General features: G+C 62.8%; 17 protein-coding genes. 9 read left to right on the forward strand and 8 right to left on the reverse strand.

Annotated features, from left to right (window positions below):
* Positions 1 to 83: 83 nt before the first annotated feature.
* The gene (locus tag O7B34_RS04745) at positions 84 to 806 is read right to left on the reverse strand and encodes an anti-sigma factor (RefSeq protein WP_337145197.1); all 723 of its coding nucleotides are present in this window, start codon (positions 804 to 806) and stop codon (positions 84 to 86) included.
* Entirely contained in the window at positions 803 to 1,342 is a 540-nt protein-coding gene (locus tag O7B34_RS04750; RefSeq protein ID WP_027143843.1) for a sigma-70 family RNA polymerase sigma factor, read from the reverse strand. The genes O7B34_RS04745 and O7B34_RS04750 overlap by 4 nt, the downstream gene beginning before the upstream one ends.
* Positions 1,343 to 1,526: 184 nt before the next feature.
* Between O7B34_RS04750 and O7B34_RS04755 the strand changes: the two genes are divergently transcribed.
* The 3 genes from O7B34_RS04755 (at position 1,527) to argB (ending at position 4,617) form a co-directional block, all read left to right on the forward strand.
* Complete coding sequence (locus O7B34_RS04755) at positions 1,527 to 1,958, forward strand: SgcJ/EcaC family oxidoreductase (protein ID WP_337145062.1); 432 nt, start codon at positions 1,527 to 1,529, stop codon at positions 1,956 to 1,958.
* A 106-nt stretch (positions 1,959 to 2,064) separates the two neighbouring features.
* Positions 2,065 to 3,561, forward strand: coding sequence for an amidase (locus O7B34_RS04760; protein ID WP_337145063.1), 1,497 nt, complete (start codon positions 2,065 to 2,067; stop codon positions 3,559 to 3,561).
* 162 nt (positions 3,562 to 3,723) lie between these two features.
* Positions 3,724 to 4,617 carry an acetylglutamate kinase gene (gene argB, locus O7B34_RS04765; protein WP_027143840.1) on the forward strand — a complete coding sequence of 298 codons (894 nt, stop codon included), beginning with the start codon at positions 3,724 to 3,726 and terminating at the stop codon, positions 4,615 to 4,617.
* 26 nt (positions 4,618 to 4,643) lie between these two features.
* Here argB and O7B34_RS04770 read toward each other — a convergent pair whose 3' ends face one another.
* The 3 genes from O7B34_RS04770 to O7B34_RS04780 form a co-directional block, all read right to left on the reverse strand.
* The gene (locus O7B34_RS04770; RefSeq protein WP_337145064.1) at positions 4,644 to 5,102 is read right to left on the reverse strand and encodes a RidA family protein; all 459 of its coding nucleotides are present in this window, start codon (positions 5,100 to 5,102) and stop codon (positions 4,644 to 4,646) included.
* A 77-nt stretch (positions 5,103 to 5,179) separates the two neighbouring features.
* Complete coding sequence (gene bchE, locus O7B34_RS04775; RefSeq protein ID WP_337145065.1) at positions 5,180 to 6,766, reverse strand: magnesium-protoporphyrin IX monomethyl ester anaerobic oxidative cyclase; 1,587 nt, start codon at positions 6,764 to 6,766, stop codon at positions 5,180 to 5,182.
* Positions 6,767 to 6,880: 114 nt separating this feature from the next.
* Positions 6,881 to 7,357 (reverse strand): Lrp/AsnC family transcriptional regulator, encoded by a 477-nt coding sequence (locus O7B34_RS04780; protein WP_027143838.1) that lies wholly within the window; start codon positions 7,355 to 7,357, stop codon positions 6,881 to 6,883.
* A gap of 139 nt (positions 7,358 to 7,496) precedes the next feature.
* On the opposite strand from O7B34_RS04780, the gene phhA reads away from it, so the two are divergent.
* Positions 7,497 to 8,333 carry a phenylalanine 4-monooxygenase gene (phhA, locus tag O7B34_RS04785; protein ID WP_337145066.1) on the forward strand — a complete coding sequence of 279 codons (837 nt, stop codon included), beginning with the start codon at positions 7,497 to 7,499 and terminating at the stop codon, positions 8,331 to 8,333.
* 108 nt (positions 8,334 to 8,441) lie between these two features.
* On the opposite strand, the gene O7B34_RS04790 is transcribed toward phhA, so the two are convergent.
* The gene (locus O7B34_RS04790; protein WP_337145067.1) at positions 8,442 to 8,846 is read right to left on the reverse strand and encodes a VOC family protein; all 405 of its coding nucleotides are present in this window, start codon (positions 8,844 to 8,846) and stop codon (positions 8,442 to 8,444) included.
* A 103-nt stretch (positions 8,847 to 8,949) separates the two neighbouring features.
* Between O7B34_RS04790 and O7B34_RS04795 the strand changes: the two genes are divergently transcribed.
* Complete coding sequence (locus tag O7B34_RS04795; RefSeq protein WP_337142118.1) at positions 8,950 to 9,582, forward strand: TetR/AcrR family transcriptional regulator; 633 nt, start codon at positions 8,950 to 8,952, stop codon at positions 9,580 to 9,582.
* 250 nt (positions 9,583 to 9,832) lie between these two features.
* Here the strand turns inward: O7B34_RS04795 and O7B34_RS04800 are convergent, their stop codons facing one another.
* On the reverse strand, positions 9,833 to 10,279 hold the full coding sequence (locus tag O7B34_RS04800; protein WP_337145068.1) for an Lrp/AsnC family transcriptional regulator: 447 nt from the start codon (positions 10,277 to 10,279) through the stop codon (positions 9,833 to 9,835).
* A 429-nt stretch (positions 10,280 to 10,708) separates the two neighbouring features.
* Here O7B34_RS04800 and O7B34_RS04805 point away from each other — a divergent pair, with 429 nt between their 5' ends.
* The 3 genes from O7B34_RS04805 to O7B34_RS04815 all read left to right on the forward strand — a co-directional run bounded on the left by O7B34_RS04805 (position 10,709) and on the right by O7B34_RS04815 (position 13,813).
* Positions 10,709 to 11,473 carry a transporter substrate-binding domain-containing protein gene (locus O7B34_RS04805; RefSeq protein WP_245262126.1) on the forward strand — a complete coding sequence of 255 codons (765 nt, stop codon included), beginning with the start codon at positions 10,709 to 10,711 and terminating at the stop codon, positions 11,471 to 11,473.
* Between the two features lie 70 nt (positions 11,474 to 11,543).
* The gene (locus O7B34_RS04810; RefSeq protein ID WP_337145069.1) at positions 11,544 to 12,848 is read left to right on the forward strand and encodes an NAD(P)/FAD-dependent oxidoreductase; all 1,305 of its coding nucleotides are present in this window, start codon (positions 11,544 to 11,546) and stop codon (positions 12,846 to 12,848) included.
* Complete coding sequence (locus O7B34_RS04815; RefSeq protein ID WP_337145070.1) at positions 12,845 to 13,813, forward strand: amino acid ABC transporter permease; 969 nt, start codon at positions 12,845 to 12,847, stop codon at positions 13,811 to 13,813. Before O7B34_RS04810 ends, O7B34_RS04815 begins: the two co-directional genes overlap by 4 nt.
* Here O7B34_RS04815 and O7B34_RS04820 read toward each other — a convergent pair.
* Positions 13,810 to 14,256, reverse strand: a complete 447-nt coding sequence (locus O7B34_RS04820; RefSeq protein WP_337145071.1) for a MarR family winged helix-turn-helix transcriptional regulator — start codon at positions 14,254 to 14,256, stop codon at positions 13,810 to 13,812. The two genes, O7B34_RS04815 and O7B34_RS04820, sit on opposite strands and share 4 nt — an antisense overlap.
* A 158-nt stretch (positions 14,257 to 14,414) precedes the next feature.
* On the opposite strand from O7B34_RS04820, the gene O7B34_RS04825 reads away from it, so the two are divergent.
* On the forward strand, positions 14,415 to 14,582 hold the full coding sequence (locus O7B34_RS04825; protein WP_337131892.1) for a hypothetical protein: 168 nt from the start codon (positions 14,415 to 14,417) through the stop codon (positions 14,580 to 14,582).
* Positions 14,583 to 14,676 lie beyond the last annotated feature (94 nt).

Consider the following 14,676-nt stretch of genomic DNA (forward strand, 5'->3'; position numbering starts at 1 on the left):
GCGGGTTCGTCCGCGGCAAGCTCCTTGTTACATCTTTCGCCCGATCACATCTTCGGGAGCAGAACCTTGTCCGAAGGGGTCGGTCAGATGCCCTTCAAATCGCCCGCGGCGACGACGGGTCCGGTCGGCTGGCCGGTCGGCGATCCTCCGGCAGGCTCAAGGCTGACGGCCAGCACGGCGCCCCGCGCGAGTTTCTGCTGCACCGCCGGGGCAACGGTCACACGCGCGGTCTTGCCGGCCGGGATGACGCCCATCGAGACCGGAGCATTCTTGCCCTCGATCATCCACAGTTCGAAGTCCTTGCCGGCGGCGCGCTCGCCGGAGACGAGAGAGAGACCGACATCATGGCGGGCAGCGTCGTAGACGACCAGATATTTGACGTCGCTGCCGTCGGCGGCGAGCGAGGCGACAAGGCGCGTCCGCGGCTGTGCGGCCGGTGGGTTGAGATAGGGGACGGCGATGTAGAGCGCCAGCGCAGCGACAGCGGCCGCCGCAAGGCCGCGCCAGAAGGCGAGGCTGGACCACAGGCCGGCGGGTGCTTGAGGTGACGTAGCCGATGTCGACGAAAAAAGCCGGCGATCGATCGCCGGCTTCACCGAAGCCGGCGGCTCGATTTCCGGATAGGCTGATGCCAGCAGCGACAGGCGAACTTCCCAGCCGTCGACGAGCCGCGCGAAATCGGCTTCGGAATCGATGCGCCTGGATGCTATCTGCCGCTCTTCCGCCGACAGAACGCCAAGAACGTATTCGGCGGCGAACAGGTCGTCGCCCCCACGTTCCGGTCCGTTGTCCTCTGCCAGCGTCATCTTTCCAGACATTCCCTGAGTTTCATCAGGCTGCGGCGCAGCCAGGTACGCATCGTGTTCAATGGCACGCCGTGGCGTTCCGCCAGTTCGGCATAGCTTTCGCCCTTGAGGTAAGCACCGCGGACGGCCGCCGCCCGGTCCGTTTCCAATTCATCGAGACAGTGGTGGATGCGTCCGAATTCATCGCCCGCCACCGCCATCGCTTCAGGTCCCGGCGCCGGATCGGCCACCTCGAGCGCGGCATCTATATCGACGGCAGGCTTGCGCCGCGCCCTGATGCGATCGATGGCATGATTGCGCGCGATTGCCACCAGCCAGGAGATCGGGCTCAGATCGGAGACAGCAAAACGGTCCGCCTTCGTCCAAATCTTGACGAAGACTTCCTGCAGCGCTTCTTCCGCATCTCCCCGGTCGTTCAATACACGAAGGCAAACGCCGAAAAGTTTCGCACTGGTCTGCCGGTAGAGCAGGTCGAATGCGGCCCGATCCTTCATCGAAGTCCGGACGATCAGCTTGGTGATGTCCTGCGGCGTCATGCGCGCCAAGTTAGGCAAATGCGTTGTGTTTGCAACGCCCGAAATATTCCGCGCCCCTAAAGTTCGGGCGTCCGCACACGTGCCTCAGGGCAGTGTCCCAGTTTGAAATTCAAAATTGGCAATCGCATTTGAGGCGATGACCCCGACATGCTAGGCTTTTAGCGGAAAGCAACGGAGATTTGTCATGGGGTTGGTGGTCGCCAAACCTGAGGATGCCGCACCTGCCTTTGCCGATGCTTGGAACAGACATGACATGGACGATTTCGCAGCGTTGTTCGCCGACGACGCAAATTTCGTCAACGTCGTGGGCATGTGGTGGAAGAACCGCACCGAGATCGAACAGGCGCACCGCGCAACTCATGAAACCATGTTTCGTAACAGCCGATTGGAGGGTGTTGTCTCGTCGGTTGTTGAATTATCCTCGGGCCTTGCATCAGTGCACTATACATGGATCCTGACCGGCGCATCCACTCCGGACGGCTTATCCGCCGGAACACGAGAAGGCATTCTGCTTCTGGTTGTGAAGGAAGAACAGGTGGGCTGGCGGATAAAGGTTGCCCAGAACACCGACATCGTTCCGGGGGCAATTGCTCCCCGTTCCACCGCTGGAAGATAGCCGACTTACAAAAAGTCGCTGCTCAAATTCCAAACTGAGACACTATCGGCCTGGATTGCCAAGGGAATCGCCGCTGGCTAGCTTGGCGGACGTGGGGGGAGCGCGCATGTCTGTCGAACGGATCCTGTGGGAAGAAGACGCAACCGGTCTTGCCAGTCTGGTGCGAAGGGGCGAACTGTCGGCGATCGAGTTGACCGAGGCGGCGATCGCCCGTGCCGAGGCCACCCGCCCCGAAATCAATGCAACGGCAGAGCCGCTCTATGAGTCCGCGCGGACCCGCGCGAAGAGCATCGACCGTTCCTTGCCGCTGGCCGGCGTGCCCTTTGCCATCAAGGATCTCGGCATCGCCATCAAAGGGGTGCCGTCGCATGGCGGCAGCCGCAGTCCGGCCTGGGTGCCCGATTTCAACTCGGTGATGACCGAGCGCTATCTCGCGGCCGGGCTGATCCCGATCGTCACCTCGACGTCGCCCGAGCACGGGCTGCGGCTGATGACCGAATCCAAAGCCTTCGGCATCACCCGCAATCCCTGGAATACCGGCCACACCACCGGCGGCTCGTCGGGCGGTTCGGCAGCGCTTGTCGCCGCCGGCGTCGTGCCGGTGGCGCACGCCTCGGATGGCGGCGGCTCGATCCGCGTGCCGTCGGCCTGCAGCGGGCTTGTCGGCCTCAAGACCTCGCGCGGCCGCGTCCCGCTGTCGCCGCTGGTGAGCGAAAGCTGGTACGGCATGGTCGTCGATCACGCCGTCACCCGCTCGGTGCGCGACTGCGCGCTGCTGCTCGACCTCACCCATGGTCCAGATACGCTGGCGCCTTATGCCGCGCTGCCGCCAAAGGGCACATTCGCCGCTGCCGCGGCGCGCGATCCCGGCAAGCTCAGGCTGGCGGTCTACCGCAAGTCGCCGCTTGGCTTGCCGATTTCGGCCGAGACGCTCAAGGCGCTCGACATTGCCGTGGCGCTCGCCCGTGAAGGCGGCCATTCGGTCGAGGATATCGAACTCCCTTTCATCGGCCGTGATTTCTTCGCCGACTTCTGCACGACTGTCGCCTCCGCCGTCGCCGGCTCGTTGCGGGCCGAAGCGCTGCGCGTCGGCCGTTCCGTGACGGGCGACATCGAGCGCGCCACACGGGTGCTCGGCCGGTTGGGCGAAATGGTCTCGGCCGGCGAGACCTATGCCAGCCTGCAGCGGCTGCACGCCGCCTCGCGGCAACTGATCGAGGAAACCGCGCGCTATGATGCGGTGCTGATGCCTGTCATCGCGCACCCGCCGCTCGCCTGCGGTGCCATGGATCCCAAAAGCGCCGATGAACTGATCGAAAACCTGCTCGACAAGCTTCACCTCACCTCTTTGCTCAAGATCAAACCTCTGTTCGGCCAGCTGATGGACAAGAGCCTTTGGTTCACGCATTGGCCCGCGATCCACAATGTCAGCGGCCAGCCGTCGATCGCGCTCCCCGTCCATGTCACGGATGCCGGCCTGCCGCTCGGCATCCAGGCCGCCGGCCGTCCGGGTGACGAGGAAACGCTTTTGTCGCTCGCCGCGCAGATGGAGAAAATCTCGGGCTGGCTGACACGGCGGGCGCCGCTGATGGTGCCGTCATAATGACGACATCGTGAACCGCTCGAATATGACAGCAATGCCATTTGCGGCTCGCGTCAATTGCCGCTAAGACGCCGCCGTCTCCACCTGATGCATGTCGCCCAAAAGTGCCCAGCGGTTTGGGACAACGACATGCATAGAACCAGAAGCCAGGGAACCACGCCGATGACGGACGTCGCCGCCACCGCCGAAATGCAGGCCGCCCTCTTGTCGCGCGCGCTGCCCTACATGCAGCGCTATGAGCACAAGACGGTCGTGGTGAAATATGGCGGCCATGCCATGGGCGATCTCGAACTGGGCAAGGCTTTCGCGCGCGACATCGCGCTGTTGAAGCAGTCCGGCGTCAACCCGATCGTCGTCCATGGCGGCGGCCCGCAGATCGGCGCCATGCTGGCCAAGATGGGCATCGAATCCAAATTCGAGGGCGGCCTGCGCGTCACCGACCAGAAGACGGTCGAGATCGTCGAGATGGTGCTGGCCGGTTCGATCAACAAGGAGATCGTCGCGCTGATCAATGCCGAGGGCGAATGGGCGATCGGCCTTTGCGGTAAGGACGGCAACATGGTGTTCGCCGAAAAGGCTCGCAAGACCATGATCGATCCCGATTCTAACATCGAGCGTGTCCTCGATCTCGGCTTCGTCGGCGAACCGGTCGAGGTCGACCGTACGTTGCTCGACCTTCTGGCACGCTCCGAAATGATCCCGGTGCTGGCGCCGGTGGCGCCCGGCCGCGACGGTCACACCTACAACATCAACGCCGACACTTTCGCCGGCGCCATTGCCGGTGCCTGCAAGGCCTCGCGCCTCCTGTTCCTCACCGACGTGCCGGGCGTGCTCGACAAGGACAAGAAACTGATCGACGAACTGACGGTCGCCGAGGCCAGGGCGCTGATCAAGGACGGCACGGTCTCGGGCGGCATGATCCCCAAGGTCGAGACCTGCATCGAGGCCATCGAGCGCGGCGTCGAAGGCGTCGTCATCCTCAACGGCAAGACGCCGCATTCGGTGCTGCTCGAACTTTTCACCGAACACGGCGCCGGCACACTGATCGTGCCCTGATATTTTGCCTTCGGCGCCTGGCGTCCTCAGTCCGGCAGAGCGGCGACGGCCACGATCTCGATGACGAGATCGGGATGCGCAAGTGCTGCAACCCCGATCACTTCCGATGGCGGCGGATTGTTGTAGCTGCAGTGCTTCGGGCAGTGCTCGGCGAAGAATTCGTCCATGACGTCCAGCCGGAAGTTGGGCGAGCTCAGCGCGCCGCCGTCTGGAAACGGCCCTTTGACGTACTGTGTGATCTTGAGGAGATATTCGAGCGAACTGCCGAGTTCTTCCAGGTCCGATTTGATGTTCTCCAATATGGAGCGCCATTGCGTCGCCGCGTCGCCAACGGCGCCGCCCTTGCCGCTCGATGGATCATAGTTCTCGGCCGTGCCCGTATTGCCGGCAAGGAAGACATAACCCTTGGCGCCGGTCACGACGGTGCCTTTGCCCCAAGGCATGAGCCGGCCGCCCTTCATCTTCTTATGTGTGACAAGGTCCATCGCTTCCTCCTGCCAGTCACCATCGTCCGATCGCTGGAAATTAGCGCGTGCACCGCTGGCGGCCAGGGCGGGACGGGTCAGGCCGGCGGCGGCGAGATGCGAAAGGCACGCTGCTCCGGCGCCACATGCAGCACGGCGGCAGGCACCGTTGCAGGTCTCTTCGCCGGACGCTGGAAGACCATCGATTCCTCCTCGGCGTCCTGCGGCGCGCCCCAGAATTCGGCGAGCGTCGGGCCGCCTTTCACCCGGCGGTCTGTCACCAGAAAACCCCAGACTTCGCGGAACCAGACGCGGCGGCCCATTTTTGTGTACCAGCGCATCGAATGCCGCTGCTCGGGGTCGGGATGGAACAGGATGCGCGCCAGCGCCTTCGGCCGCGACTGCACCGCCAGTTCGATCAGCTTGACCGAAAAGAACAGCATCCACGGCTTGAGCCGGCTCATGTGCAGCACCTGGTGCTTGTAGTCCCACAGGCGGGCGTCTCTTTGGATGACCCTGCGGTCGCGAGCGATGCGGAAGAACGGCGTCCACCGATGCGGCGTCACATAGAGCGCCTGGATCTGGTCGGGGTCATAGGCGATGAGCTGGCGAAAGCCACGCCAGAGATCGCGAAATCCCTCATCCTCGAAACCGGCCACCCAGGTCGCCATCGACAGGATGCCATGTTGGCGCAAAAGCCTGATCGCCTCACGGTCGGACGAGGTGCTGCCGCCCTTGCGGATCAATTGCAAGGTCTGCTCGTCGGTGTTCTCCATGCCGAGCAGCCACCGGATGACGCCGGCCTTGCGGTAGAGGTGCAGCATGTCGGCGTCGCGCACGATGTCGTCGGCGCGGGTCGAGCCGACGATCAGCGCCGGCACGTCCTCGGCGATCATCGCCTCCAGGAAAGCGCGCCAGGCCTTCTTCGAGACGGTCGGGTTCTCGTCGGCGAGGTTGATCAGCTCGACGCCGTGCTCGCGGTGCAGCCAGGCGATCTCCTTGGCGAACTTGACGGGGTCGCGATGCCGCCAGCGGGTCCAGAAACCGCGCTGGCCGCAATAGTTGCACAGGTGCGGGCAGCCGCGCGAAAACTGCATGACCACGGCGCGCTTGCCGCCCCAGTAACTGTATCTGCGGTGGTCGATCAGTTCCCAACCGATGCGGTAGGCGTCGAGGTCGGCGATGGTCATCGCCGGTTGCGTGGCGATGGGACGATTGAGATCGTCGCGATAGGCGATGCCGGCAACGCTTGCCGGCGGCTGGCGCATTTCCACCGCCTCGACCAGCGCCACCACGGTCGCCTCGCCCTCGCCGCGTACGATGAAGTCGAAAACGTCCGTTTCGGCGAGGATGTCGCGCCAGTGATAGGTCGGGAACACGCCGCCGTAGAGGATGATCGTCGCCGGCTCGCGCGCCTTGATCATCCCGGCGATCAACAAGGCGGTCGGATGCGCCGAGGTCGATCCGGAATGGCCGATCAGGACGAAGTCGGGGCAGTCCTTCAGGGCTTCCGCGACGACCGAGGCGAGCGGCATCGGCCCGAACTCGGCATCGACGAGCCGCACCTCGTGGCCGGCGTCGATCAGCGGGCCGCCGATCGCCAGAAGACCAAGCGGCGGCAAATGATCGTCGGGCACGCGGCTGCCGATGGCTGTGTGCGGCGGATTGATCAGGACGATGTTCATGGCGGACCTCCAGGAAGTTGGTCCGCGCATGCTGGCCGGCGATAGCGCCGCCCGATTGGCCCGTTTCAGCAGTTTGCGTGCAGCTTTTCCGCAAAACGCGGAAGGCCGGCACCATCAGCGCCTGAGATGCGCGAGCGGCACGTGGCCGGGTCCCTTGATGTTCTGCAGCACCAGTTGCGTGTGGACGTCGCGCACGCCGTCGAGCCGCATCAGCCGATGCATGACGAAGGCGTTGAGCTCGTCGACCGACGGCACCATGACATGCAGCAGGAAATCGTGGTCGCCGGTCATCGTCCAGCACGACGACACCTCGTCCATGCGCTGCACCGCGGCGATGAAGCTTTCGGGCGAGCCGTCGCTGTGGCTGACGAGGCGCACCTGGATGAACACCTCGACCATCAGGCCGACGGCGCGGCGGCTGATCATTGCGGCAAATCCCTTGATGATGCCGGCTTCCTGCAGCGCTTCGAAGCGCCGCGCGCAGGGCGTGGTGGAGAGGCCGATCTCCTGCGCCAGCTCGGAGACGGGCTTGCGCCCGTCGCGTTGCAGGACATCGAGCATCCTGATCTCGAAATCGTCGAATTGAGGCACTTTTACTCCTCCCATGCGGATTGTGAGTGAATGTTATCTCGAATATCGCCAGCGGTCCATCATCAAAACCGATTTGCCTCGGCAGATCCGGTTACGCTCCGCGCACGTTAGCCATTGATGATTTGCGAGGAGAAAAAACATGACGACGATGAGCGTTGCCGAATATGCCCGCGACTGCGCGGCGCAGGGGTTGCGTGGTGACTACTCGGTCTGCCGCGCCGATTTTACCGTGGCGCAGGGTTATGACTATTCGGCCGAGGAGCAGGCGGTGTGGCGCACGCTGTGCGACCGTCAGACGAAGCTGACGCGCAAGCTCGCCCACCATTCCTATCTCGATGGCGTCGAGAAGCTCGGCCTTCTCGATCGCATCCCCGATTTCGAGGGCGTCAGCGCCAAGCTGCGCAAGCTGACCGGCTGGGAAATAGTCGCCGTGCCCGGCCTCATTCCGGCCGCCCCCTTCTTCGATCACCTCGCCAACCGCCGCTTCCCGGTCACCAACTGGCTGCGCACCAGGCAGGAACTCGATTACATCGTCGAGCCGGACATGTTCCATGACTTCTTCGGCCATGTGCCGGTGCTGTCGCAGCCGGTGTTCGCCGACTTCATGCAGATGTATGGCAAGAAGGCCGGCGACATCATCGCGCTCGGCGGCGACGAGATGATCACCCGGCTCTACTGGTACACAGCCGAATACGGCCTGATGCAGGAGGCTGGCCAGCCGCTGAAGGCGTTTGGCGCCGGGCTGATGTCATCGTTTACCGAGTTGCAGTTCGCGGTCGAGAGCACGGAGGCCCACCATGTGCCGTTCGACCTGGAGACGGTGATGCGCACCGGCTACGAGATCGACAAATTCCAGCGCGCCTATTTCGTGCTGCCGTCCTTCGACGCCTTGCGCGATGCCTTCCAGACCGCGGATTTCGAGGCGATCGTCGCGCGCCGCAAGGGCCAGCCGGCGCTCGACCCGGCGACGGTCTAGTCCGTTTCGGTTTTGGGAATACGACATGGCTTAAAAAACAAAGACCTAAAGCGCGTCGCATGAATCCGTTTCGACGCGACGCGCTTTAGACGCTTTGAGCCCGACAGGCTATTGCAGGGTGGCGGGGTTCATCCACAGGAACTCCCAGACGTTGCCGTCGGGGTCTTCGATGTGGCGGTTGAACATGAAGCCGAGATCCTGCGCTGGATTGGGATCAGCGCGGCCGCCTGCCGCCACGCCCTTCTCGATCACGGCATTGACGGCGTCCTTGCTGTCCGTGGTGAGCGCTATCAGCATCTGGCTATCACGCTTGGGGTTGCCGATCTGCCGCGCCGTGAACTGGCTGTAATGCTGATGCGTAAGCAACATGACTCCAATGGAGTCCGAGAACATGATCGAGCTGGCCTGGTCGTTCGAGAACTGCGGATTCAGCGTGCCCCCGATCGCGAGATAAAAGTTGGTCGCGGCCTGCAGATCGCGCACCGGCAGGTTTATGAAGATCATCTTGGTCATCGGTCTAAAGCCTTGCCTTCGTTGACAGGTACTAGTCAGTCCAGTACCGTTTGATGACTATCATGAGGGAACGGTACCGTCTAGTACTGGTTGAAGGGCACCAATGGAAATCAAGGGTGAGACCAGATCGGCACGCAAGGATCGTGAAATCATCCAGGCGGCCACGGCGGCGTTCATCAGCAAGGGCTATGATGGAACCAGCATGGAGGAAATCGCCACCAGGGCGGGAGCTTCCAAGCAGACCGTGTACAAGCATTTCACAGACAAGGAGACGCTTTTCGGCGAAGTTGTTCTATCAACCGCGACCCAAGTCAACGATATCATCGAGTCCGTGACGACACTGCTCTCAGAGGCGAAATTCATGGAGGGTGGCCTGCAGCAGCTTGCTCGACGTTTGATAACGATGCTCATGGATGAAGAGTTGTTAAAGCTGCGACGCCTGATCATCGCCAACGCGGATCGAATGCCGCAGCTTGGCCGCAGCTGGTACGATAAAGGTTTTGAGCGCATGCTTGCCTCGATGGCGTCCTGCTTTCAAAAGCTCACCGATCGGGGACTGATGCAAACCAGTGACCCCCATCTGGCAGCCAGCCATTTTTTTGGAATGCTTCTTTGGATCCCCATGAATGAAGCTATGTTCACTGGAAGCAATGCGCGCTCCAAGGCCGAACTTGAACGGCACGCGGATGCCTCGGTGGAGGCGTTTCTTGTCGCCTATGGGGTCCAGCCGAAATAGTCCCGTCCCCTGCCGACGTTTGCAGCGGTCGAGGGCAAGGACGCCCACTATGAGCCGTTCGACCTGGAGACGGTGATTGGCACCGCTACAAGATCTACAAGTTCCAGCGCCTATCACGTGCTGCCGTCTTTCGACGCCTTGCGCGATGCCTTCCAGAGTGCGATTTCGAAGGCGATCGTCGCCCCCCCGCAAAGGGCCAAACGGCGCTCGAACCGGCAATGGTCGCCGCCGCCGGACATCCCGCCATCTTCTACAATGCGTAGATGGTCCGGTTGAACTTCGTCTCCATCACCACATGGGAAGCGGTTTTGATGACGCCGCCGATTTCATTCAGCGAATTCACCTCCCGGTTCAGCTTCTCGAGCGTCTCGGCGGCAAGGTGGATGATCAGGTCCCATTCGCCGGTTATGGCGTAGACCGCCTGGATCGAAGGCATCGCCTTGATCTTTCTGGAGACGTCCGGATAGCTCTTGTTGTTCAGGGCGGCGAGCGTGAAACAGTGGACGGCGTTCTGGGCCGCCGCCTTGGTCAGCCGTACGGTATAGCCTTCGATGATGCCGCCGGCCTCCAGCTTCTGGATCCGCTCCTGCAACGCTGTCCGCGATACGCCGAGCTGACGTGCCAGTGACGCGACCGGCTCACGCGCATTCTTCTGCATCAGCGCGAGCAGCTGACGATCCTTCTCGGTCAATTCCACAAACAAATCCTCTCGCTCGATCCGCGCTGCAACCATCACACCCGCCGCGCGATCCTATCGGCTGAACAGCCCCCGCGACAATCCGGAAGACGGGCCGGCGTGGACGGAACAAAGCGAACATATCCGGCACTTTGCCGTCTCAAGGCACGCAATGACTGCGCGATCGCCATTATCCCGCATTTCGCCGGGTAGAACCCTTCTTTTTGCGACCTGACTGTCTGGGTCACAAACGCCGGTCCATCAGGGGAACCAGCTTCGGCTGTGGTGGGCACAAACCGAAACCGGTCCGCGTTGAAGCTGTGGCTGAAAGCGCTGAGATCCGACGTCAAGCATCCTATCAGTTTCAACCACAAGGGAGGGATAACTTTGAAAAAGCTACTCGATTTAGCCGTTCTTGCCGCCGCGACATTCGCGATCACAACGGCCGCCATGGCCGGGGAAACCCTGGACCGCGTCACGTCGAAAAAGGCGATGGTCATCGCCACCAACGCGGCCTGGCCACCACAGAGCTTTCTCAACGACAGCAACGAACTCGCCGGTTTCGACATCGATGTCTCGCGCGAGATCGGCAAGCGCCTTGGTGTCGAGGTCTCGTTCGAAACGCCCGATTGGGCGACGCTGACCGGCGGGCGCTGGCAGGGACGCTACGACCTCGGCGTCGGATCGGTCACGCCGACGAAAGCCCGTTCCAAGGTGATCGACTTTGTCGGCATCTATTATTACAGCCCCTATGTCTACGTCCTGCACAAGGACAGCGGCGCGAAATCGGTCGCCGATCTCAACGGCAAGATCATCGGCGTCGAGACGGCCACCACCTCGGAGGATTTCATCCGCCGCAAGCTCGAAATCGACGCACCCGGCCTGGCTCCCATCGAATACAAGCTCGAGCCGGGCGAGATCCGCACCTATGCGGATTCCATGCTTCCCTTCGATGACCTGCGGCTTGGCGACGGCGTGCGCCTGAACGCCGTGATCGCCCCGGAGCAGACGGCGCAGAATGCCATCAAGAACGGCTATCCCGTGAAGATCCTGGAAGGCGAGTACGCCTTCCGCGAGCCGCTCGTCGTCATCGCCGAGAAGAAGGATCCCGAGTGGACAGCAAAGGTCGCGGGCATCATCACCGGGATGAAGACGGACGGCACGCTCGCCGCGCTGACCACGAAGTGGTACGGCAAGGACTACAGCGCCAAGTAAAGTCATTCCGCCGGCTGTCCTCGGCAGCCGGCGGCGCCACCAAACGCATGCCCTCACCGCAAAGTCATCGATGGCCTATCCGGACACCTATTACGCCCGCACTCTGACCGACCGGAAGACGAGGCCTCCGCTGCAAGGCGAGGCGCAATGTGACGTGGCCGTCGTCGGCGCCGGACTGGCCGGGCTGACGACAGCCCTGCAGCTGGCGCGCGCCGGACTGCACGTCGCCGTGCTGGAAGCCCAAGTCGTCGGTTTCGGCGCTTCGGGCCGCAATGGTGGTTTCGTCACGCCCGGCTTCGCCACCGGCGGCGACAATATCGCCGCACGGGTCGGCGGGGAGGCGGCGCGCGACCTGCATCGGCTGTCGATCGAAGGCGTGGAATTCGTGCGCGACACCATCGAGACGCTCGGAATATCGGCCGCCCTGCCGCGTGCCGGCCTGCTCAGCGTCTTGCGCTACGACGACGGCGATGCGCTGAAGGCCTATGCCGACCAGATGGCCCGCGACCATGGCTATGAACTTCAGTATCTCGATAAAGAAGACGTCCGCGCGGTGCTGAAGTCCGTCCGTTACCACCAGGGCCTGCGCGACCCGAACGCCTTTCACATCCATCCGCTGAACTATCTGCGTTGCCTGGCTGACGAGATCGAGCGCCTGGGTGGCAAAATCCATGAAGGCTCGGAGGTCGTAGAATGCGATCTCACGGGGTCGCAAAAGATGCTTCGCACCAGACAGGGCACGCTTCGGGCACCCAAGATCGTGCTCGCGACCGGCGGCTATACCGGCCCGGTATTCGGCCAGCTCTACCGCGCCTTTCTGCCCATCGCGACCTATGTGATGGTTTCCGAGGCAGCTCCCCGCCTCATTGCGCAAGCCGTCGCCACGACAGATGCGGTCGGCGACAACAGGCGGGCCGGCGACTATTATCGCCTGGTCGAGGGCGGCAATCGCCTTTTGTGGGGCGGGCGCATCACCACGCGCGCCGCTTCCGCCGACGCGCTGGCGCACGAGTTGCGCCGCGAGATGGTCGGCACCTACCCGCAGCTTGCCGGCCTCAGGACCGAGCTGGCCTGGTCCGGGCTGATGTCCTACGCCCGGCATCTGATGCCCCAGATCGGAGAGCTGCGATCAGGCGTCTGGTATTGCACCGCTTTCGGCGGCCATGGTCTCAACACCACGGCGATTGCCGGAAAAGTTGTCGCGGAGGGCATTCTGGGCGCTTCGGACCGGTACCGGCAATTCGCGCCGTTCGGACTGAGCTGGGCCGGCGGCGGCGCCGGCCTGGCCGCCGCGCAGCTCACCTACTGGAAACTGCAGGCGCAGGACTGGTGTCGGGAACGCCGCGCCATCGCCAAGGACAAGGTGACGGCATGATCGGCAGGCTGATGCTCTCCTATCCAGGGCTCGTTCGCCACGCGGCGGCGGCGCTTTTTCCGGCGCTGCTGGCCGCGGCCCTGTACGCCATGGGTATCAAGTCGAGCTGGATCGGCTCGTTGATGCCGCTTGCATCCGACTGGTTGCAGGCCAACCCAGCCCTGTCGCGCGCCCTCTCGGCCGTGTTGATCGCGCTCCTGGTGCTGGTGAATTGCAAGCTGCTGCTGCGCCTGCCCCGACGCCAGCAGATCGCCGGCGTCTGGATCGAGCTGTTCGCGCTGCTGATGCTGTTCTTCTATTCCTTCGACCTCTCCTTTGCCTTCATCGCCAGGAAGGTCGGCTTCCTGATCACCCAGGGCGTTACCACGACGCTTTACATTTCGGCGATCTCGATCCTGATCGCGACCTTGATCGCGCTTGTCGGCGCCATCGCCAAACTGACAGGCAACGGCATCGTTTACGGACTGGCCACCTTCTACACGTCGCTGTTTCGTGGCCTGCCGTTGCTGATGCAGATCTACATCATCTATCTCGGCCTGCCGCAGGTCGGCTACGTGATCGGCGCGGTGCCGGCTGGCATCGTGGCGCTGTCGCTGTGTTATGGCGCCTACATGACCGAGATATTCCGCGCCGGCATCGAAAGCATTCCGCGCGGCCAAAGCGAAGGCGCAACGGCGCTCGGCCTGAGTCCGGGCCAGACCATGGCGCTGGTCATCCTGCCACAGGCCATGCGCGTCATCATTCCGCCCACCGGCAACCAGTTCATCGCCATGCTGAAGGATTCCTCGCTGGTATCGGTCGTCGGCGTCTGGGAGATCATGTATCTCGCCCGCACAATGGGTCAGACGGAGTTCCGCCACATCGAGATGCTGATCACCGCCTCGATGATTTACTGGATCCTGTCGATCGCGCTGGAATTCGGCCAGGCCTATCTCGAACAGCGCTTCGGCCGATCGGAACGCTAGGCGATTGACGATTCAAATCGGCGCCCTTGTGGCGCCTCGGCCTTCAACCTCTCGAGCTGGTCGCGTTGCAGGTCGAGCGCGGCGGTGACGAAGCGGCCAATGGTGGCAAGCTCGGCGTCGCTGAACGTGGCAATGACCTTCTCGCCTTCCCGCGCGATGGCGCCGTAATATCGCGCCGACAGCTCCCGTGTTGCCTCAGTTGCCTCGATGACCACCTTGCGCCTGTCCTCGAGGCTGCGCTTGCGCGTCAACAGGCCGCGCGCCTCCAGCCGATCGATCAGCGCCGTCACCGCGGCCGGCGTCAGCCCGGTCGCGGCCGCGATCGCACCGGCCGATTGCGGGCCGCCATGGAGCAAACCAATGCAATGGCGCTCAGCCATGTTGAGGCCGAGTCTCGCCCCCACCGCCTCGTCATAGGCCTGTGTCGCGTCCTGCCACTGCATGACGGCAAGTCCGATCGCGGCGGCCAGTTCGGCGCGATCTTCGCTTGACGACTGTTTCGATCATCTAACTATCAATCTGTCTAACATTTAGACTATTATAGCAATATGCGGCCGCGGCTTGCGATAGGCAAGGGTCGGCCGCCAACGAGGAGTGGAAAATGAGCCCGATCCAACAACATACGCCTCTCTCGCATGAGGAAGAGTTCAAATACGCCAAGCTGGCGATGGAGTGGTATGGCTGGGGCTCGCCCATCGGCGTCGGCATCCTGCTGGTGTCGCTGGCCGCCGCCGCCGTACTGGTGCGCATCGCCGTCTACGGCCTGTAATGATGGCTGCCGCCACCGAGGCATTGCCGGTCGCCATCATTGGCGCCGGCGTTGCTGGGCTGGCTCTTGCGCCATGCTTCGTTGGCAAACAGTT

The sequence above is a fragment of the Mesorhizobium sp. Cs1299R1N3 genome, assembly GCF_037179625.1.
Classification (GTDB): Bacteria; Pseudomonadota; Alphaproteobacteria; order Rhizobiales; family Rhizobiaceae; genus Mesorhizobium; species Mesorhizobium salmacidum.